14 protein-coding genes and 1 pseudogene are annotated in these 20892 nt (G+C 41.2%); 7 read left to right on the forward strand and 8 right to left on the reverse strand.

What is annotated here, in order from left to right:
* The first annotated feature begins 10 nt into the window (after positions 1-10).
* Both FD725_RS20940 and FD725_RS20945 read left to right on the forward strand, forming a co-directional pair.
* A complete protein-coding gene (locus FD725_RS20940; RefSeq protein ID WP_179049927.1) occupies positions 11-508 on the forward strand; it encodes an HNH endonuclease in 498 nt (165 codons plus the stop codon).
* A gap of 544 nt (positions 509-1052) precedes the next feature.
* Complete coding sequence (locus FD725_RS20945; RefSeq protein ID WP_179049928.1) at positions 1053-2336, forward strand: bifunctional oligoribonuclease/PAP phosphatase NrnA; 1284 nt, start codon at positions 1053-1055, stop codon at positions 2334-2336.
* A gap of 160 nt (positions 2337-2496) precedes the next feature.
* Here FD725_RS20945 and bioD read toward each other — a convergent pair whose 3' ends face one another.
* The 3 genes and pseudogenes from bioD to FD725_RS20960 form a co-directional block, all read right to left on the reverse strand.
* A complete protein-coding gene (bioD, locus tag FD725_RS20950; protein WP_179051627.1) occupies positions 2497-3216 on the reverse strand; it encodes a dethiobiotin synthase in 720 nt (239 codons plus the stop codon).
* 130 nt (positions 3217-3346) lie between these two features.
* Positions 3347-3637, reverse strand: a pseudogene (locus FD725_RS20955) (DUF4351 domain-containing protein); the annotation flags it as partial.
* Positions 3638-3815: 178 nt separating this feature from the next.
* A complete protein-coding gene (locus tag FD725_RS20960; RefSeq protein ID WP_179049929.1) occupies positions 3816-5537 on the reverse strand; it encodes a serine/threonine-protein kinase in 1722 nt (573 codons plus the stop codon).
* Between the two features lie 786 nt (positions 5538-6323).
* Here FD725_RS20960 and FD725_RS20965 point away from each other — a divergent pair.
* Together FD725_RS20965 and FD725_RS20970 are read left to right on the forward strand one after the other, a co-directional pair.
* The gene (locus FD725_RS20965) at positions 6324-6464 is read left to right on the forward strand and encodes a hypothetical protein (protein ID WP_179049930.1); all 141 of its coding nucleotides are present in this window, start codon (positions 6324-6326) and stop codon (positions 6462-6464) included.
* 584 nt (positions 6465-7048) lie between these two features.
* Complete coding sequence (locus FD725_RS20970; protein ID WP_179049931.1) at positions 7049-8065, forward strand: ribose-phosphate pyrophosphokinase; 1017 nt, start codon at positions 7049-7051, stop codon at positions 8063-8065.
* 84 nt (positions 8066-8149) lie between these two features.
* Here FD725_RS20970 and FD725_RS20975 read toward each other — a convergent pair whose 3' ends face one another.
* Together FD725_RS20975 and FD725_RS20980 are read right to left on the reverse strand one after the other, a co-directional pair.
* Positions 8150-8731, reverse strand: a complete 582-nt coding sequence (locus tag FD725_RS20975; protein WP_179049932.1) for an HD domain-containing protein — start codon at positions 8729-8731, stop codon at positions 8150-8152.
* Positions 8732-9023: 292 nt separating this feature from the next.
* Entirely contained in the window at positions 9024-10364 is a 1341-nt protein-coding gene (locus FD725_RS20980) for a hypothetical protein (protein ID WP_179049933.1), read from the reverse strand.
* Between the two features lie 240 nt (positions 10365-10604).
* Here FD725_RS20980 and FD725_RS20985 point away from each other — a divergent pair, with 240 nt between their 5' ends.
* The gene (locus tag FD725_RS20985; protein WP_179049934.1) at positions 10605-11942 is read left to right on the forward strand and encodes a FecR domain-containing protein; all 1338 of its coding nucleotides are present in this window, start codon (positions 10605-10607) and stop codon (positions 11940-11942) included.
* 213 nt (positions 11943-12155) lie between these two features.
* Here FD725_RS20985 and FD725_RS20990 read toward each other — a convergent pair whose 3' ends face one another.
* Positions 12156-13739: a mechanosensitive ion channel family protein gene (locus FD725_RS20990; protein WP_179049935.1), complete on the reverse strand. Its 1584-nt coding sequence runs from the start codon at positions 13737-13739 to the stop codon at positions 12156-12158.
* Between the two features lie 146 nt (positions 13740-13885).
* Positions 13886-15325 carry a carotenoid oxygenase family protein gene (locus FD725_RS20995; protein ID WP_179049936.1) on the reverse strand — a complete coding sequence of 480 codons (1440 nt, stop codon included), beginning with the start codon at positions 15323-15325 and terminating at the stop codon, positions 13886-13888.
* A gap of 204 nt (positions 15326-15529) precedes the next feature.
* On the opposite strand from FD725_RS20995, the gene FD725_RS21000 reads away from it, so the two are divergent.
* The gene (locus tag FD725_RS21000; protein WP_179049937.1) at positions 15530-16549 is read left to right on the forward strand and encodes an LD-carboxypeptidase; all 1020 of its coding nucleotides are present in this window, start codon (positions 15530-15532) and stop codon (positions 16547-16549) included.
* 215 nt (positions 16550-16764) lie between these two features.
* Entirely contained in the window at positions 16765-17826 is a 1062-nt protein-coding gene (locus FD725_RS21005; protein ID WP_179049938.1) for a ferritin-like domain-containing protein, read from the forward strand.
* A 217-nt stretch (positions 17827-18043) separates the two neighbouring features.
* On the opposite strand, the gene FD725_RS21010 is transcribed toward FD725_RS21005, so the two are convergent.
* Positions 18044-20752: an MASE1 domain-containing protein gene (locus FD725_RS21010; RefSeq protein WP_256871682.1), complete on the reverse strand. Its 2709-nt coding sequence runs from the start codon at positions 20750-20752 to the stop codon at positions 18044-18046.
* Positions 20753-20892: the final 140 nt, after the last annotated feature.

The raw sequence follows: 20892 nt of genomic DNA on the forward strand, positions 1-20892 counted from the left end.
GCGCTAATCAATGGGGAAGGTTTTAGTCCTAAACGCCTCTTACGAACCGCTTAATATCACGAGCTGGCGTCGCGCTGCGGTTTTACTTATTAAGGGCAAGGCAGAACGTGTTGAACATAACGGCAAGTTCCTTTACGCGGAGTTTCCGTTGCCAACCGTAATTCGGTTGCGCCATTATGTGCGTGTTCCCTACAAGGAAATTCCTTTAACTCGCCGAAATATACTGCATCGTGACGGACATACCTGTCAATACTGTGGCTACACAGGCGATGAATTGACCTTGGATCATGTCATTCCGCGATCGCGTGGTGGAGGCGATAGTTGGGAAAACATTGTGACAGCTTGTGTCCGTTGCAATGTCAAAAAAGGTAATCGCACACCACAGGAAGCGCATATGTTGCTGCGCCATCCTCCTCGTCAACCTTATAGCAGTCTTTATTTTGAGGTCAGCAAACACCTCAAGAGTGGACTCCATCAAGAGTGGCAAAAATATGTCATAGGACTTTAACACTAGAATCATTAGCCTGAAATACACGGGTTGCTTGTCACCTTTTTTAGGTGCTAGATTCGTTTACCTGTTTTGCAAGCACCGTGTACAAACTTGAGTACAAGCATTGCTCCATTGGTAATCTTTATGGAAACGAAGCTTATCTGTTTTCCAACTTGTGATGCAGAGGTTTACCCACTGTAACTTAAGAGAACAGTGTGAGCTTAAAAAAATCCAACAGTCTACTATTATAACTCATTTAATCTTAAAATAACAAGTCTTCCCAGTTATTTTATTAAAAATTATCATGATGATATTTATATTAATGTGTGTGCCACAAGAGGCTAGAGAGAATTAGAGATGAGGAGGAAGTAACTTTAGATATAAATTTTAGGAAAATTGAGTTAACAGCTAACACTGCTTGTGGACAAAAAATATACCGAGATATGTATCCCCATATTGCTAAATTTTTGCGAAGATCAGAGTGTGGGGTCAAATCATTATCTGCTGATTTTTATGTCTCTAAAAAAATCAATGGAGCCTCACATTCACAAAGACTTTCCCTATGCAATTGAATTCTTCGTTTAAGCAGTCTGAGAGTTTTTCATCCACTACGGAGCCAAATCCGGAAGAGCCTGAAATAGACAAAGAAGTAGAAGTGATACTGACTAAATCATCCTTGCCAACATCCACGGGCGAAGGGGTAGGAGTTTATACAGGGCAACGTAGTAATTCCCTAGCCTTTCAAAAATCAGAAGAATTGCAAAGAACCCTGTTATCACACCGACATGAGCGTCAGTTGATAATTTTGCAAGATTTTCCTGACCCTGACGCATTATCTTGTGCCTGGACTTATCAATTAATTGCCCAGCAGTACGATATCAAGTGTGAGATTATTTACGCTGGGACTTTAAGCCACCAAGAAAACATTGCTTTAGTGAAGCTGACAAACTTACCAGCCCAGCGTTGGACACAGCAAAATCTTAAAGGTAAAGATTTGTCCTGTTATCAAGGTTTTGTCTTAATCGATAACCAAGGTACAACCAGTCAAATCCTCTCATCTGTGCAGCAAGCAGGCATACCATTAGTAGCAGTAATTGACCACCATAGCTTACAGGCAGACTTAAAAGCAGATTTTGTGGATGTTCGTCCTTATGTACGAGCAACTGCTACCATTTTTACGCAATATCTTCAATCAGGGTTACTGGCTTTAGATAGCAGTATCAGCCAGCACGTCAAATGCGCTACTGCCTTGATGCACGGTTTAAGATCAGATACAAATCGACTAATGCAAGCCCAGGAAGAAGACTTCATGGCAGCAGCTTATCTGAGTCGATTTTACGATGCTCAACTGCTGAATGCGATTCTTCAAGCTAACCGTTCCAAACGGGTGATGGACGTGATTGAGCGATCGCTAAAAAATCGTATAGTGCAAAATAACTTTTCCATTGCTGGTGTAGGTTATTTACGCTACGATGACCGTGACGCTATCCCCCAAGCCGCAGATTTCCTCGTCACTGAAGAAAACGTCCACACTGCTGTAGTTTACGGCATTGTTCACGATGAGGATGATGAGCTAGAAGTAGTGATTGGTTCTTTGAGAACTACCAAACTCACTTTAGACCCTGATGAATTTATCAAAGAAGCCTTTGGTCAAGATAGCACCGGGCGTTTCTTTGGTGGTGGACGTACAGGTGCGGGTGGCTTTGAAATTCCGATGGGTTTCTTATCTGGTAGTAATGAAAACTCCGCTTACGCCAGAATGAAATGGGAAGTATTCGATGCTCAAATTAAGCAAAAACTGCTGCGCTTAGTTAACCCGAAAGACAATCCCATTCAATCAGAGTAGTCGATCCATCTAAAACTTAGCGTTTAGTGGTCTACCCTTCGGGTTCCCGAAGGGTACAATTAGCGCAAAGTCTGAGCCGAGGTTTCCGACGCTCGCAGACTCGCTAACGCTACGCTATCGGCTCAGAACTTTGTAAGAGAGTGGGAGATTCAACCCGCCACTAATTAACTTTGACTCCTGAATTCTGACTTCTGACTTCTTCTTTAAATAGTGTTTCTAAATCTAAATTAGATGCAAGTTGTGCTAGCTTATCAAAGTCGCTGAAGTTATCGATGTAAGGTAAACAGCCTAATACAGGAATATTGGTTAGAGATTGAATTAAGTTAGATGGTGTCAAGTCAGCGATTTCTTCCTCGGTTCGGGGTTGTGTGCAGTTCAAGACAATACCTTTGAGATCCACCCGTGTTTGTCTAGCTAATGCTACATTGGCGACTGTATGAGCGATCGCTCCTAATTTAACCGGTACTACTAACACTGTGGGTAAACGCCATTCTCCGGCTAAATCTGCCACAGTCAACTCATCTGTGATTGGTGAACCCAAGCCACCGACAGCTTCAATTAAGATAAAATCGTAGCGCGATCGCAATTGTGTTAAAGTCTGCCAAACTAGCGCTAAATCCACTGAGCGATTTTCTTTAGCGGCGGCGATAGGCGGGGCTAAAGGGGCTTGGAAGTATAGAGGCGTGATTTCCGTTGCCGATTGTTCTAGCTTAAATAAATTTTCATACCATTGGCGATCGCCAACTCCCGATTGAATCGGTTTCATAATTCCCCAGGGTTGATCTGGGTGATGTTTTTGCCAATAGGCCGCTAAAACTGTAGTTAAAACAGTTTTGCCAGCTTCGGTATCAGTTCCAGTAATCAGTAGTGACTTTAACAATCTGGTAAACAATCTGGGTAAAATGGGCAATTTTTGCAGTCAATAGCACTAAAATAGCAGGTTTAATTTTTGCCGTGATGTACTAGACAAAAATGACTTTCTAGCTATTAGCATCCATTGTCTATCTGTGCTACTCCAATGTGCTGAACCAAGTTTCTAAATCTGCAAGTGTTTGAAAATCTAATAATGCCTCACCGAGATTTTCTAATTGTTCAATAGAGAGAGTTTCTATTTTCTCACAAACCTGTTGAGGTAATTCTCCCACACGACGATTCAGGAGTCTGAGAATAAGCGATCGCTCGCCTTCTTGTCGTCCTTCTTGTCGTCCGCGTTGTTCACCTTCAGCCAGAATTTCCTGATAAATGACTGACTCGCGCATCATACCCTCCCGAAATAAGTTTTTAATCAAGTCCTGTTTGTATGATGATGGTCAAGAATCTTACAGGGCATTGTAATTATCTCGTAGATCGTGATTGAGAGAGCAAAACTTAGTCGTAATTTACGGCTTGTCTACTGTTCAGGTTGACAAGGAGTCTCTCAATGTACTAGCTCCTTTTGAGCATCTGAACACAAAATATAAAATGTAAATGCGTCATAGCTTAGGGTGAATTTTGTAGTTCAGGAAATAAATTTGGAGTTTCATTTACAGGCGGAGGACTATTTTCTGGATTGAAGGTAGGTGTGGGTGTGGGTGTAGGTGTAGGCGTTGGTGTGGGTGTGGGCGTTGGTGTGGGCGTGGGTGTGGGTGTGGGCGTTGGTGTGGGTGTCGGTGTCGGGGTAAATGTCGGTGTGAGTGTCGGTGTCGGGGTAAATGTTGGCGTTGCTTTAATTGCTTTTTCTATTGCCACATTCAGGTTATAGTCGCTGGCAGCCACTCCAGCAGTGAGGGTTAACTGAATAGTATATCTACCTGTATTTGGCAATGTCCCGACATAATTTGTTACTTGTTGAGCGCTGCTGTCAATTGGCTGTTGATTAGGAGTGAGAACTGTGAGTAAAACACCTCCACTTTGGTCAACAAAGGCAGTTAACTTATCTCCGGCTTCCCCGGAAAAACTATATTGAATAACTTGATTTGCTTGGAGGGTATCTGCAACAGTAGCAGTATTAGCCGCGTCAAAATTGAGTCGTTTGTTGACGATAGATGGTTCTGGGGTGGTTGAGGAAAATGTCGTTCCACCAGTCACCACTGGTGAAGGAAAAGTTTGCGGTGGTAGTGTTTGATTCGACTGTGAGGACTGAGAACGGATAGAACTGACCAAAGCCCAAGAACCAACACCAGCTAAAATAACTACCGCACTACCAATTGCTCCTAAAGCCAAGGGATTATCTAAAACTGAACTATGCCGACTGGGTGTAATTATGGGGTCTGGTTTATTGGGTGGCGGTGGTGGTGCTACCGCATCAGGACGACGACCAACAGCAACTGTTTGAATGCGGGAAACTTCAGGATTAGGTAAATTAGGTAAACTAACACTGGGCTGGTCTATTAATTGTAAAGCTTGCATGACCTCAGTTGCACTTTGAAAGCGATCGCCTGGTGTATAGTTCAACATCCGATTGACAATCTGTGCAAATAAAGGATTTACCCTCACCCACCGCAGCCAATTCCAACTGAGTTGGTTTTCATCAAATAATTCTGCTGCTTCCTTGCTAGTTAATAAAACTATGGCAGTAACCGCTAAAGCATACAAATCACTACTAGGGTAAGCTCGCCCAGTTTGCATTTGTTCACTAGGAGCATAGCCTAATTTTCCTACAGTTGTTATTGGTGTGGTGATATCTGGAGATTGCAAACGAGTCGCTATTTCCTTCACCACCCCAAAGTCAATCAACACTGGTACAGAATCACTATCCCGTAAAATCAAATTCTCTGGTGAAATATCCCGGTGAATAATTCCTCGTCCGTGAATATGTTCCAGCACAGGTAACAAAGAACGGATTAACTGTAAGACTTCTGACTCAGTGAAAGTTTGACCAATTCCTTGACGTTCACTTAGCAGATCCCGATAAGTCTTACCTGCAACATAGTCTTCCACTAAAAATAAGCGCTGGTCTTGCTCGAATCTTTCACGGAATTTGGGAATTTGGGGATGTTCTATTTGGTACAAGATAGCCGCTTCTCTGTGAAACAATTCTTGTGCCTTTTCCCAAGCAAAAGTTCCTGTTGCCGAGGGAATCAATTCTTTAATCGCGCATAGTTCATTAAAACGTCTTTGATCTTCAGCTAGATAGGTTCTACCAAATCCTCCTTGTCCGAGAATTTGCACTATACGGTAACGGTTTTGCAGGACTGTGCCAATTAAAATTGGTGGTTGCATGATTAATCAATAGAGTATAAAGGCAACTCAGGAAGAAGTAAGTCACCCACCAAGATAAATCATAGCGGCGACCAACATTTACCTGCGGCGATATTCTACCGTACACGGCAGGTAAACTTGCAAGCAATGTAGAAAGCGAGGAGTTGTGAGTGAGATTTGCCATCGGAAAATTCGTTAGTGGGGTGACGCTTCGCTAGACTAGATTTCCTCAGTGAGTATTTTGACTCAGTACACTACTCATCCTCCTGCTAACGCTCTAAGCGCAGCCATGCCCGTTGGCGTAGCCTCTCGTAGAGAAGGGCTTTACATTACTCTCTAATCTTGTCTGCTTGTGAAAATTCACTAAAATTTTCATAACTTAAATTTTAAAATTCTATAGAAATACTGTTTTAATGATTTTAATTGCCGTGGTAGAATTTAGCTCGGCTTCTCAGATTACAGCTTCGTTGATAGTCTTAGTATAGTTCCCCAACTCGAAGCTAATTTTTCCAGGGTAGTAAAAAACCCTTTCAACATATCTCACCAACCTGAATAAGCTTGTGAAAAATAGCAAAAAATTTTCGTAATTAGCTCAATCCCCAATTATCACAAAAATTGGCAGTATTACCTTACTCTTTATCCTGAAGGGTAATCGATTAGCACCTATCTATGATTTACTCTCATCAAAAACTATGGCTCAGACAAATACAAGACCTAGAAAATCTTTAGGAATTTTTTGTGTTCGTCTGTTAACCGCAAATAGTCTACAGTCTCAACAACTTTGATTTTGACTATCTTCGTGTTTGTATGAGCTTTCTACTAAGCGATCGCATAACTCCTAAACCAGCAACTTTTCACCCTGGAGTCAGTAACTCATCAGCTACAAGTCAATTAAGTTATAGTTCTCATGAATCTGCAAATCAAGAATTTTTTGTAATTTACAACTAAAAACCTAGCTTGTTAGTTTATATTATAATTCTGCGACTATTATTATAGAATATTGAACGAACGTTCAGATGTCCTTCAGACATTTGTTAGTTGGTGTTTTTGGCATTGGTGATTGCTATCATCCTCAATTCAGCTAAATCGTGAATAGTTGACTGTGGCAATTTTAGATTTTGGATTGGTTTTCCAGTATCATCCCCGTCCCTCTTGGGTGGCACAAATCTAAAATCACCAAGCTGTATCCCAAAAGTGGGTACAGCCAACCTAAAAATAGCAAATCTAAAATTCACAATTGATTGACCCTCAGATAGCAATATAATGGGTAAAAGCGGTATTATATGCGCACTAACCTCGGAAAAATTTGGTGGTTATTATCATCAACCAAGTTTAATTAAGAGATTAGTTTCTGGATTTAGCATCGGCTAATCTGTAGAATGCTTTGTTTGTCATAAAGGCTAAAAAATGAGCAGGTGATCATTATATTGAGAAATATTTAAAGTATTTATGAAAGCTTTAACAAAACACACAGATGTTTTTTTTGAGACTCTTTCAGTTAAATCCACTAAATATCTAATGCTAAGATTGCCATGAATGCACATCGAGGATCTGCTGTACTCAGTTCTGCAACTTTAAAAGTGCAGCCAGCAGCCACAGGCCCGACCGAAAATCATCGCCTGCGGCTATTTTCTGGCTCTGCCAATATACAACTTTCTCAAGAAGTCGCTCGTTACCTGGGTATGGACTTAGGCCCCATGATTCGCAAAAGATTTGCGGATGGGGAACTATATGTTCAAATTCAGGAATCAATTCGGGGTTGTGATGTTTATCTGATTCAACCATCCTGTCAACCTGTAAACGATCATTTAATGGAATTACTGATTATGATTGATGCCTGTCGGCGGGCCTCTGCGCGACAGGTAACAGCAGTAATTCCTTACTATGGATATGCTCGTGCTGATCGTAAAACAGCAGGTAGAGAGTCTATTACAGCTAAGTTGGTGGCTAACCTGATTACCCAAGCAGGTGCTAACCGTGTGTTAGCAATGGATTTACACGCTGCACAAATACAGGGTTATTTTGATATTCCCTTTGATCATGTTTACGGTTCGCCTGTTATTTTAGATTATTTAGTCAGCAAACAACTGCATGACATTGTCGTTGTTTCTCCTGATGTTGGTGGTGTAGCGAGAGCAAGAGCATTTGCCAAAAAGCTCAATGATGCACCACTAGCTATTATTGATAAACGTCGTCAAGCACACAACGTTGCTGAAGTTTTAAATGTTATTGGTGATGTCAAAGGCAAAACCGCAGTTTTGGTTGATGACATGATTGATACTGGTGGGACAATCGCTGCTGGTGCTAAGTTATTGCGTGACGAAGGGGCGCGTCAAGTGTATGCTTGTGCTACCCATGCAGTATTTTCTCCTCCAGCAGTTGAAAGATTGTCTAGTGGCTTGTTTGAAGAAGTAATTGTCACCAATACAATTCCCATACCAGAAAGCGATCGCTTCCCCCAATTAGTAGTATTATCAGTTGCTAATTTATTAGGGGAGACTATCTGGCGGATTCACGAAGATACCTCAGTTAGTAGTATGTTCCGCTAGAGTCCAGAGTATTAGTTTTACTTAGTTGCAAGATACCCGACTTCCCAGAGAAATCGGGTATTTTGTTATGACATAAAAGAAAATTCATGTTTGTAAATTTTGATCAGATGCTAGATGTTCTATTTGGGTAACGACTCTGGCTAATTCTGCAAAAATTGGTCTAGTGCCGATTTTGTGGTAGGCATCCACTAGCGATCGATAGTACCAGAGAGTGCCTGCTTTGCCTCCTTGAAATCTGTCCCACAGGGATTCACCTACGAGGCGGTAATCTTTGAGAATAGATTGAGCATTGTAGAGTTTATCAGCAGCTGATACTAACAGCACCGATGGAGAAGCATGAGCAATATGAGCAATGTATGCTTCCTTACGCTGTTGCCAAGGGGGTTTAGGTGTACTATCGGTATCTGTACAACCATCAACGATCGCCGTCACACTCTCACCAAAACGACGACGAATTTCAGCTCGTGTTGCTGCACCACCTTGATCTTCTACAGCATCGTGTAGGAGAGCTGCGATCGCTTCATCTTCATTCGCCCCATATTCTAGCGCGATGCTAGCAACACCTAGTAAATGGGCAATATAAGGCACACCAGAACCCTTACGCACTTGGTTAGCGTGAAGTTCAGTAGCATAGACGAGTGCTTGGGTAAACCGTTCTGAGAGCATATAGGAATCCGACTTGATTATTGAAATTTCTTGCGTAGACAGGTAACAGGTAACAGGTAACAGGTAATACCAATTTCCTTTAAATGTGAAACAGTAGAGACGTTGCATTGCAACGTCTCTACATAATTCATGTGTATCATGATTAACGTGAAATGGTATAACAGGTAACAGAAAAAGAAGTGATAGAGGTGTATTGAGTTTTTTTGTGTAAGCACAGGCTACGCCAACAGAAATCAAATATGATTCCTATAGAAGCAATAATTAACGAATGTCTTGAGAAATATTGGCAGACTTAAAATTCTCCCACTTTCAAATTGTAATTAACATTGACAAACCAGCTTTCAAAATCAATATTTTTGGCTGTGGAATCGCCAAAACTAATGCCAGTTTGAATATTCATGCTACTGGAATTAGATAAGCGATAAATTAAGTGTCCATATAAGCGATGATATTGGTCACTTCGTTCACGTCCTGTAAAATCTGATAAATTTAATTGGTAGTTTAAGCCAACTTGTAACGGTTTTTGTAGATAGTAATTTAAAGATAGCCAAAAAGAGTTAATCAGCCGACTACGGTTATCTGGATCAGCTAAGTGCCAACTAAATTCATAAAAACTATCGATCATGAGTCTTTTGGTGAGAGGATCTCGTCTGCCTAATGATAAGCGGAAAGCGTTCTCATTTAAGAAGCGATCGCCTGCTTGAAACACATCACTATTTCTGGCATAAAATAATTGTTGGTTACTCCATTTAATTTCCCCATACATCCGCCGCGATAACTGCTGATATATCCCCACACCAAATACTATTTGGTTGTAGTTAAATTTTGATTGATTGACATAACGAATCAAGTTACCATCAATTGACGCATTTAAGTAAGTGTTTTTTGCCACAGGAACATAAGTTGATGCCAGCCTTAATCCATAAAAAAACAAGCTATCTTCTATTGGTAAAATATCAGAGGAAAAAATATTATCTGTTAGGAAAAAACCTACACGAGCCTGTAAAGAACCTATAGGTTTAAACTTAGGTTCAGTCCGTTCAGGTGGTAGTGGAGGTTGTTCTAATGGCTGTGGCAAATCTCTCGACCGCACCCTTAACCCTAGTTCCCGATAGCTTTCTGCCTGAGAACTGCGTTGTTTGATTTCTCGTAATCTTCGCCGGAGTCTTTCTAGTCGCTCATTGTTATTGATTGGTGGTGAATCTAACAATTGCTCTATTGGTTTTGGCGTGGTCGGAGGAAATTCACTCGGCTGTCCTTCTAGTGGTGGAGGAGTGTTATTTTGTTGACTGACATTAGGACTATCTGGAGGTGTAGAATTAGGTTCAGTAGCTTGGGCTGTGAGAAATTTTGCTGGGGAAACATCTAAGGCGATCGCGTCGGAAACTTTGATGTCAAACACATCACTTTGAGGTAGAGGAGAATCCCCATCTTGTACCACACTATTTTGACATAGGTGAAAAAGTTGGTCTTTAATCGGATAATTTTTTTTCGGTGCTTTTACACCGGTTTGACAATGTGCGGTATCTAACTGTTTAACCCATGTTGCATCTACTTTCATGGCACAAGTAAGTATGCCACTGGAGGCTAATAAAATTGTCAATAAAACATTTTTCCAGATGTGGAGGTGCATCTTAACACTTGGTATTAATGGCGTTGGGAGTGAAAGTATACAGACATTGTGTCTTAAGTTCCAGATATGCAGCGTTTTTGCCAGAATCAATCTTAATTCCTAGAGATGATTTAAATATTTAATTAGATTAAATCATACACCTAAGCATACACAACCTCATGTTATGGTTGGAGAGATGAAAAATATAACTAAAAATTTTGCTGGATGATCAACAGTATAAAATATTTCTAATTAGCAATTATGCGATTAAAACTGTTCCCTCTATTAACAGCAATTGGATTGTGTGGGGTGATAGTATTAACCTGGTCAAATCAGGTAAAAGCTAATACTCCTTTAACCCGTGCTGAGATTCAAAGTTTGCGTAACTTTGTCCAATTAATTCAACGAGCTAATAGAAATAAGCGTCCAGCACGCCAAGCAGATGCCATAATTCCCGGAGATGGACTATCAACAGGACGAGCTTCTTTAGCAGACTTGCGTTTTAATGACGGTTCTTTAGCCAGAGTTGGTGAACAAGCCGTATTCCAATTCATGCCTAAGACGCGGAATTTTCGACTTTCTAACGGTACAGTTTTACTACTAATTCCACCAGGTAGGGGACAAACACGTATACAAACGCCAAGTGCTGCCGCCGCCATTCGTGGTTCTGCATTATTTGTCCGCTATGATCAAAGAACCGATACTACTGTTGTAGGTGCATTAACAAATAGTGGTATTGCCGTTTCTAATCAAAATGCTTCTCAAACTCAACAACTACAAGCAGGACAACTGTTAGTCATAACCAAAGGTGAAATTACAGGTCTTTATGATTTTGATTTGCAGAATTTTTATGAAACAAGCGAATTAACTCAAGGTCTGAATTTAACTAAACAAGATTCATCTGCAACTACAGACCCAGCTATTGCTAGTGTGCAAGCAGAAATTATTGCCGCTTTATCAATGCAGTCACCTCTTGTTGGTCAAGGGGTCATGGATAACCCAGCTTTTTTAGATTTGACTACTGGTACTTCTAACTTAACAAGTGAAGAGGTTGATCAAGAAAACGCCTCAGCTGATCTAACTACGGATGAATCACTGGTTGATTCATTAGTGGAAACGGGAGAAATTCTGTTTAATAATGCTCAAAGACTGGAAGATAGGCAAGAAAATATTGTTGGTGGCAACAATTCTGGGAATGAGAATCCCCCTGTAGTTAAACCTGGAAATGAGAATCCGCCTACTGGTAATCCAGGGAATGACAAACCTGTTGGTAACGCCGGTGAAAATCCTGGTAACAATAACTCAGGTGGCGTGACTCCACCTGACAACAATCAAGGCGGTGGTGGTGTGACTCCACCTGATAATAATCAAGGCGGTGGTGGTGTGACTCCACCTGATAATAATCAAGGCGGTGGCGGCGTGACTCCACCTGATAATAATCAAGGCGGTGGTGGTGTGACTCCACCTGATAATAATCAAGGCGGTGGCGGCGTGACTCCACCTGATAACAATCAAGGCGGTGGCGGCGTGACTCCACCTGATAATAATCAAGGCGGTGGCGGTGTGACTCCACCTGATGAGGACAATCCACCTCCTTAAAATATCTGGTAAAAATTAAGAAAGCTAAATATTATGGCGTTTCTCCGTTAAGTGCGGTACAGATTTTTAGTCAACAGAGGCTACCCACATTTCTCACAAGCGGTAGGGGCGGGTTAACAAATATGCTGACATCATTCACTAATATCTCACTTAACCCGCCCCTACGACCTCTGGACTAAACAGGTGTACTTCATCGGCATGAAAAGCGCTATATCAGGGTTGCTGGTTCTTAGAAAAACCGCAAATTTCAATTTCTTCCTGGTTAAAAGTATCTTTTAATATCTTGCGCAGAACACGCTGAATATGCAGATGTTTTCCTGGTTTAACTTTTGTCAGCGTCAGCAGTAACAAGTGATGCTCTCCAAAATGTTCTATTCCAGCTACTCGTGTAGATTCGAGAACATCCGGTTCATCCAACATTAACTGCTGTCCTACCTTCTCAACCACTCTATATACATGATCTAAATTCTCTTCATAAGAGACGCTAATTTCCACCCTGGCATATATATACTGCTTGGAGAAATTAATAATCGAGCCAATATCTCCATTGCGAATAATCTGTAATTGACCATCAGGATGGCGGATGTGAGTGGTTCGCAGTTCAATTGCTTCTACAACCCCTTCGACAGTTCTTTCTTCCATTTTCCCGGCTGCAACATAATCACCGACCAAGTAATAGTTTTCAAACAAAATCAAAAATCCACAAACAACATCATTAATTAGGTTTTGCGCTCCCAGACCAACTGCTATACCGACAATTCCTGCACCTGCTAAGATAGGCGCAGGATCGATACCAATCAGCTTGAGTATAGTAACTCCAGCAGTAAAGTAGATAAAATATTTGGCAAAACTCCGCATTAAAGGAATCAATGTTAGCCGCTTTTGTCGCTGTGAGTTATCAACATCTGTAGTTTTTAAGTAGAACTCATCTAGAAGAAAGTAAGCAACTTCATTCAAAACATTGCTAATAAAATAAACTCCAATAATCTGGACGATTTTAGGAGTATAAGCACTTATCCAAGCAATCGGTTCTATTTCGGGAACAACAAGATTGACTATACCAATATAGAGGACGTATTCTAAACATTTTTTTAATAAGGGTATGAGATGACGTAAACGTTCGTATAAACGCAGTATATCGTTGGAATTGGAGTATTTATGACTCAGTGCGTCGAGAGTATCAACGATAGTAGCAACAGCCTTAACAATCAGTAAACCAACTGTGACAATAATGTATATTTTTAAGGTAATATATAAATATTTGGGAATAACTTCTGGCAGATAGAGAAATCTAGCAGATAGAATAACAGAAGATATCCAGAGAGTATGAGTAATAATTCTTTTTAAGACTTTAAAAAAAGTCTCAACGCTTTCATCATTAGCTTTGATTTGATCGGCTGTCTTAGCGTAATTGCAGACCCAATCAATAGCCTGATGTAAGGATGGTATACTAAATTTAACTAGCATTAGCAAGCTGACAGTTTTCAAGCTTGCAGTTAAGATATTGAGCCAAAATTGAGTAGGCAAACTGCGAATTAAATTAAGTTGAAATTCCTTAACGTTGCCACCTCGATAAATCACCATCCCATTCACAGCAATCAGTGCCAGACATAGCACAACAGAAGTCAAAATTAAGATTCGGCTGATACTGCGGCGTAGGAAGGTGATATTTGCAGTTTTTCCTTGGAGCCAGGAAATTTTAGCAACCTGCTGAAAAGTTATGCCAATTAGCCAGTTTAACAACAAAAAAATGACTATTAAAAAGATGATTTCACCCAGGATAATTAGTATATTCATCTTCCAAGGATAAACATTTGCAAAAAAGCGATTATATCACCGACCTATTGAAGAATTCAGTTTCAACTAGCAGAGATTTTTATCCCATTAATGCAAAGTCCACAAGCTTTGATGCCATACTTCGGCAATAACACACACTACATATATTATCTTCTGCACGCAGGTTTCCACGTGCCGTGGAAACCAGGGGGAATGACACTCGGTAATCTTAGTTTACAGACGGGTTCATCGTCTAGGCGATCGCTATCAAATACCCAAGCTTGACTACTATGAGAATTACCGTCGTATATTATTGTTAACACCCAGCTTTGATGAGGGTTTTGGGCATCTTGTACAGGTAGTGGTTCTGAAGTGTAGAGATTTTCTGGCAAGTTGGCTTCGACAAGGGTTTCGGTTTGGTGATCGAAACGAGCGATCGCATTTAATAGTTCTTTACCGATATCTGCTTGTTGGCGGAGTGAGGAAAAATACGTATATCGAGAGGCTTGCCCCACATTTTGCTGTAGTATAGTTGGTAGCTCACAATGTCGGTCTAGCACTTGCTCAATAGTGGTAACTTTGCTAGTCTGGGGCTGAAGATGTATTCGTGTCAATGTACTTTGAGCAGGAGTGTGAGTTTCACCTGTAGGTACTTCTTTAAAATATTGGTTGACTTGAAAGTCTTTGTAGCAAGCAATATCGACAATTAGCGAACCACTAGCATCTAGATAACCGTTGACAAAATGCCACTGAAACCAAGGTTCGGCTTCACCACGACTGACTAGAGATAATGTCTGGCGATCGAAAACTAAAATTTGAGTTCCCAACTGAGGTTCCCACTCTAAGGCATCACTATAGTTGCTTCCTAGCAGTACAGACAAGATATTTAGCCGCACTGGGGGAATGCAAAATACCAGATATTGTCCTGCTAAAACAAAATCATGGACTATTGGTATGCCGTCAAGAGTGTATGTTGCTTGTTGAATAATTTTGCCTGTAGCATCGCTTTTATAGAGATTTAGCTTGGCATTTAATCCGAGAATGATCCCAAAGTTAAAAATCTCCCCTGTTTTCCCATCACGTTTATAGTGTGCAGAATAAGTGAATCCTTGATTTAACCCCCCTAAATCATCTTCACCGTAGGTTTCTAAAGTTTGCAAATCTAAGGCGTAGGGTTTACCAGCTTCCCACAATGCTAAAAGTTTATCTGGAAGTGCGATCGCTGAAGTGTTGGCTGCATTTTTCACTGGCTTAAACCATTGATGCCAAAAAGCCCCTGGTGCAGTCATACCATAGTTACCGTAGAGCAGTTTAGCTGCTGCGGCTTCTGCTTTATAACCAGTTGTTTGCACGTAGCGATAAACTGCGCTGGCTCCTGCATCAGTAAAATGGACAGCAAGAATTGCCCCATCGCCATCAAACCAGTGTCCCATCCGCCTATTGCCACGTTCTAGCCGTGCCGGGCCATTACGGTAAAGTGTGCCACGTAAGCCATCGGGTATTTTACCACAGATAACTGGTAATTGAGTCAGAGGAAATTCTGTTGCAGGTTTAGCGATCGCATTTGCCCAAGCTTTTTTAGTTGATTGTTGATTGATTATAGTCATCTCAAATGTGGAGGAAGGGAATAGGCAATAGGCAATAGGCAATAGGCAATAGGGTTCTAGAAAATGAATGTGTACTGAGTTTTGTATGCGTAAGCGCAGGCTACGCCAACAAAATTCAAATAGTAGTCCTATAGTGACATAACTGGCAACTTAGGTTTTTTAAGATTTCTCGATGAGTGAAACATCATAGGTTAAACTCCCATCATGAATATCCAGCGTCGCCAATTTATCAAAACCTGTGGTTTAGCTACCTTAGCTACTCAGTTTCCCTTACTTACGGCTCAAAGTCAGACATCACCTAATACTATGATCAAGCCACCACGCTTACAAGTAGGCGATACGGTGGGTTTAATCGCACCTGCGGGTATATTTGAACCCCAGTATATCGAAGTAGTTCAGCAGTATCTGGGGAAATTGGGATTAAAAGCGAAACTGGGCAAGCATATTTTAGATCGTTATGGCTATCTGGCAGGTAAAGATACAGACCGCGCCTGTGATGTTAATGATATGTTCGCTGATAGTACAGTTAAAGCCATCCTAGCGATGCGTGGCGGTTGGGGATGTAATCGGATTTTAGCTCTACTTAATTATCAACTAATTCGCTCCCATGCCAAAATCATCATGGGTTACAGCGATATCACTTCCCTATTGTTAGCCATTAATGCCCGTAGTCGGATCATGACTTTTCACGGGCCTGTGGCTACATCTACCTGGACTCCCTTCATGCTAGATTACCTAAAGCGCATCCTCTTTGACGCTGAAGCTGTCAAGTTGCAAAATACCAACTCTCCTGAAGGACGAGTGCAGACAATCAACCCAGGCAAAGCCAAGGGTAAACTTGTGGGTGGTAATTTGTCGGTGTTATCTGCGATGGTGGGTTCGCCATATCTACCTGCTTGGCAAAATAGAATTTTATTTGTAGAAGATACCAACGAAGATATTTACCGAGTAGATCGGATGTTGACGCAGTTAAAAAATGCTGGAATACTGCATCGAATTTCTGGTTTTATCTTTGGACAATGCACTGATTGTCAGTCAGATAATGAACCATCGCTGACACTAATGCAAGTGTTGCAAGACCATTTACTGCCTTTAGGAATTCCCGTTTGGTATGGTGCAATGATTGGACATATTCAAGATAAGTTTATTTTACCCATTGGTGCAGAAGTAGAAATTGATGCCAATTTGGGGACAATTCAGTTATTAGAAGCAGCTGTGAGTTAATCAGTAGCCATAATCTTGAGTATTAAACTGCAATTGATGCTTCTTTGCGTGGTCGTGTTACAGTTTGGACTACGTTTGGGCTTGATTTTTGTTTAAGTCCCGTTAGTATGAATAGCTGTAAAGATTCATGTGGTGATCGAAACAATGCTTGCTGAATAATTGTGCTACTGGTATACGTAATTCTAAGTTACCGTGCAGTTCAAAAAATCAATATTATGATTATGCCCGTTATTACAGAAAAATGGACTAAAGAACTCGTGCAGGCTCATGCCCAAACGGCGGTGAAAGTAGAACTATACACCTTACCCTTTTATCTCACTGCACTCACCTCTATCCAAGAACCAAGTACCTACGCCTATAAATCTCTCCTGAGTATTTGTATTGAGGAAATGCTTCATCTGCAACTAGCTGCCAATTTGTGCCTAGCGCTAGACACTCAGCCTGAGTTTACAGCACCGCAGTACGATGGCACTGCTATTCCATTTTTAGATCCTAAGAATCCGGATACTGGACATTATAAGCTGATTAATGCCAAGTTGGATGCTCTAAACGCCGAAACCCTCGACTTAATGTTGGATATCGAGACTCCCAGTGGTTTAGAGCCACATCGTCATCCAGCGAAAGGAATCAGCAAAATCATTGATTGGGAGGAAGCTTCTGCGGAGAAGATATGGCAGTTCTCACATCATTCAACTCCCGTGTATCCCTACGATACGATTGGTGAGATGTACGACGCACTAATCGCTGGCATCCACCATGTAGGGATAGATCAATTCTCTTGGGATGATGAGAAAAAAAGCCAGAACAGGAATCAGCAAGTTATTTGGGATCAAGAGAAAGAGAGTTTTAAGCAGCAAATTACCAGCTATGAGGATGCACAGGACGCTGTCAAGACGATTAGTTACCAGGGTGAAGGTACAACCACAGGGGAAGATAGATACGCTGTACCTCCTCACTATCGCTTAGAAGCAGAGAGTGATGATGCTCATGGTTTAAATGAGTACTCTCACTACGAACGACTTTTAGAGATCAAGCAACAAGGGTTGCCAAAAATCTATGCAACGAATAATCAGCTGGAGAATCAACAAGCGCAAGCAGTTGCTTTGGAAGAGCTGCAATCTAATTTTGCTAACCTGCTCAACGAATTAAATAGTATTTGGGCTGGCCATAGCAAAAATCTTGATGATTTTTGGGCTACGATGACGGATAGGGAGAACGGTACAATTGTCAAAGCTCGCAACTGTTGGAAAGCGGGTGTGATTCCCAAGTGGTCATAAATTCTTAGAGGATTTTTGAAAAATATTGGGCGAATATAATTCGCTACTAGTTTGCATGAACTATAGCGTTTCCTAATCTGCGGAGGTACTGAGTACACCGCTAAATAAAATTGGGCAATCTCCGCGCGCCTCCGCGTTTTCCTCCGCGTCCCTCTGCGTTTAAAAAAATGTTTCTGTACCTCACTTAACTGGGAATCGCTATAGTGTTTTTTAAAATTTAATAAATACTGTATGGAGAATTTTGTAAGTCTTGAGCATTCTGCTCAGGTATTCTAGACTTTGATTGACAATAAACTTGAGCGATCGCTTTTAATAACTCATCTGCATCCACAGGCTTAACTAGGTGCTTTTGAAACCCGGCTGCTAGGGCGTGTTTTTGGTTAATTTCTCCAGCATAAGCCGTGAGAGCGATCGCTGGTATTTTACCTCCTTTTGCTGATGGTAGCGCTCGAATTAACTGCATCAGCATATAGCCATCTATCCCTGGCATACCAATATCACTTAACAGTAAATCAACTCTGGTTTTAGCAATTACTTCTAAAGCTGCACCTGCTGATGTCACAGCCGTAACGTCAGCGCCAAATTGTGCCAACATCAAGGTGAGAAATTCACCTGTATCGGCATCATCATCTACTACCAAGATGGACAAATTTGCCAAACTAAATGTACTATCATTTTCTGGCTGAATTTCTGGTTGAATATTGGGAACTTCCGCCATTAATGGCAAACTCACTGTAAATGTTGCTCCCATATTTTCCCCACAACTTTCGGCTTTGACAGAACCACCATGCAATTCTGTCAGATGGCGGACAATAGCTAGTCCTAAACCCAACCCACCAAATTCTCTTGTCGTTGTGCTATCTGCTTGACGAAAATCCTCAAAAACATGAGGTAAAAACTCTGGGTTAATGCCTTTACCATTATCTTTGATTTGCAGTTGAGCATGGTGATGAACTCTGGTTAATAAAACTTGTATTTCTCCCCCTGAAGGAGTGAATTTAACTGCATTAGCAAGTAAGTTCCAAATTATTTGCTGTAGACGAGCAGCATCACCTGCAATTATGCCGACATTGGCATCGACGAAAGTTTGCAGATGAATATTTTTCGCTACTAATGCCAAATTAATATTTTCTAAAGCCTCAAATATAGAATTGACTAAATTGACAGGTTGAATGTTTAAAATTAATTTTCCCTGCTGAATCCGGGAAACATCTAATAAATCTTCAATTAATTGAATTTGTAATTTAGCATTGCGCTCAATAGTTTCAATTCCTTTCGTCAGTGTTGCTTCTGCTAAATTACGTTTTTTGAGTAGAGTTGCCCAACCTAAAATTGGATTCAGTGGAGTCCGCAATTCATGGGAAAGCACAGCTAGAAATTCATCTTTTAAACGATTAGCTTTTTCAGCTTCACTTCTAGCCATTTGTTCACGAATAAAAAGATAATCCCGTTCTATTTCTGCCTGTTTTCGTTCAGTAATATTTCTCAAAAATATCCCCAAGCCATCTTCATAGGGATAGGCATGAATTTCCAACCACATCTCCCAAGGTGCGTACAATGCCTCAAAATGGACTGGTATATTTTCTAAAAGCGATCGCTGATATTCTCGCTCAAAATCTGTACCTCTAGTTGCTGGCCACTGTTCCCAATGGTTTTTCCCCAGCAAATCTTCTGGTTGTAAATTTTGCAATCTGGCTACTTGGTGATTAGCATAGGTAATCTGCCAGTCTCGGTTCACTGTCATAAAAGCATCGCTCATGCTTTCGAGGATCTTACTCAAACGACTGCGGAGTGCTTGTTCGCGCTTGAGTAATTCATCTTGTTCTTGATGGGATGCAGCTAAACAAGTATTGGTTTTTGCCAATGATTCATTCAGTTCTATCAATTTTTCTGATAGTTTGGCACGGGCTTGATATTCTCCCAACCGCACTCTTTCCACAGCCAACTCTACCTGAATTCTGGCTCTATCAGTAATTGCAATCCCCACGAGCAGCCCAACAGCACACTGTACTAATAGACTCAGCTTGTGAACGTGCAACACTTCCGGTGGTACAGGGAAGGTAGGTAATGCGATCGCATTGGGATAGACAATGAGATAACAGAATAGTGTTATGAGTACACAAAAACTAGAAGTGAGCATCCCACTAGTAACACCAAAGCGAGTGGCAGCCCACAGCACCGGTACAAAGCTTAAAAAAGATAATTGCTGGAATTTAAATTCATTTTGATGAGTTTCGCTCACAGTCAGAGCTGCTATGGCGATACAAAGGAGTACAATAGCGCTGAACTCTAGTACAAGACGACGCGAAAGCGGCAATTTAACAGCAGTAGATGAAGAGTTTAATTTTTCCTTCTTTGGTAGCCAGCCCTGAGATTGGAAATAAGGAGTTAAAACTAATAATGCCGTAGGTGTAATCGCCATGACACCAATAGCATTGCCCAACCACCAATGGGAAATGTTATGAGCTAAGTTAAAAGCCGACATTTTACCCAGTGCTACCCAAGCCAAACTCCCCATAGTTGCTGAAGTAACACAAGCTATTATGGGTGTACTGAAGGTAAATAGAGCTGCGTCTTTAAGGTTATTCAAGGTTCGGGAACCATGCCAAAGATGACGGTAAAGCCACCAAGCGATCAAAGGTTCCACAGCATCAGTTAAAGCTGCTACTCGCTCCCAACCATGCAATCCCCAAAGCGGTGACATTAACACAGATGCCAGTCCCGTCAGAATTATACCATAGGGGCCAAACCAAAAAGTTAAGGCGATCGCCACACCTGATGGCGGAAACCAAAGTGAGACTCCAGGCTGAATCCGGTAGATGAGCGCCATTCCATGAGCGATGCTCAAAGCTAGTAAACCTAACAGTGAAATCATCAGCCATCGACGCATGGTTGCAATTTTAATTAATTCGGTCATACGTTCCATTATCAGTACTTGGACACGATTAATTAACCAGATTCTTCTCCTATTGCCTATTCCCCATCTCCACCAATCAATTTAATTTTGTCCAACCACTTATAAATCACATCCAACAAGCAAATTGGGGAGAAGACCTTGACTTTAGA

The sequence above is a fragment of the Nostoc sp. TCL26-01 genome, assembly GCF_013393945.1.
GTDB lineage: Bacteria > Cyanobacteriota > Cyanobacteriia > Cyanobacteriales > Nostocaceae > Trichormus.

Excerpts from the sequence above, each read along its gene's own strand:
- FD725_RS20985 (WP_179049934.1), top strand. The coding sequence starts at position 10,605 with ATGCGATTAAAACTGTTCCCTCTATTAACAGCAATTGGATTGTGTGGG.
- FD725_RS20990 (WP_179049935.1), bottom strand. The coding sequence starts at position 13,739 with ATGAATATACTAATTATCCTGGGTGAAATCATCTTTTTAATAGTCATT.
- FD725_RS20960 (WP_179049929.1), bottom strand. The coding sequence starts at position 5,537 with ATGCAACCACCAATTTTAATTGGCACAGTCCTGCAAAACCGTTACCGT.
- FD725_RS21010 (WP_256871682.1), bottom strand. The coding sequence starts at position 20,752 with ATGGAACGTATGACCGAATTAATTAAAATTGCAACCATGCGTCGATGG.
- FD725_RS20965 (WP_179049930.1), top strand. The coding sequence starts at position 6,324 with ATGAGCTTTCTACTAAGCGATCGCATAACTCCTAAACCAGCAACTTTT.
- FD725_RS20970 (WP_179049931.1), top strand. The coding sequence starts at position 7,049 with ATGAATGCACATCGAGGATCTGCTGTACTCAGTTCTGCAACTTTAAAA.
- FD725_RS20945 (WP_179049928.1), top strand. The coding sequence starts at position 1,053 with ATGCAATTGAATTCTTCGTTTAAGCAGTCTGAGAGTTTTTCATCCACT.
- FD725_RS20975 (WP_179049932.1), bottom strand. The coding sequence starts at position 8,731 with ATGCTCTCAGAACGGTTTACCCAAGCACTCGTCTATGCTACTGAACTT.
- FD725_RS20940 (WP_179049927.1), top strand. The coding sequence starts at position 11 with ATGGGGAAGGTTTTAGTCCTAAACGCCTCTTACGAACCGCTTAATATC.
- FD725_RS20980 (WP_179049933.1), bottom strand. The coding sequence starts at position 10,364 with ATGCACCTCCACATCTGGAAAAATGTTTTATTGACAATTTTATTAGCC.
- FD725_RS21000 (WP_179049937.1), top strand. The coding sequence starts at position 15,530 with ATGAATATCCAGCGTCGCCAATTTATCAAAACCTGTGGTTTAGCTACC.
- FD725_RS20995 (WP_179049936.1), bottom strand. The coding sequence starts at position 15,325 with ATGACTATAATCAATCAACAATCAACTAAAAAAGCTTGGGCAAATGCG.
- FD725_RS21005 (WP_179049938.1), top strand. The coding sequence starts at position 16,765 with ATGATTATGCCCGTTATTACAGAAAAATGGACTAAAGAACTCGTGCAG.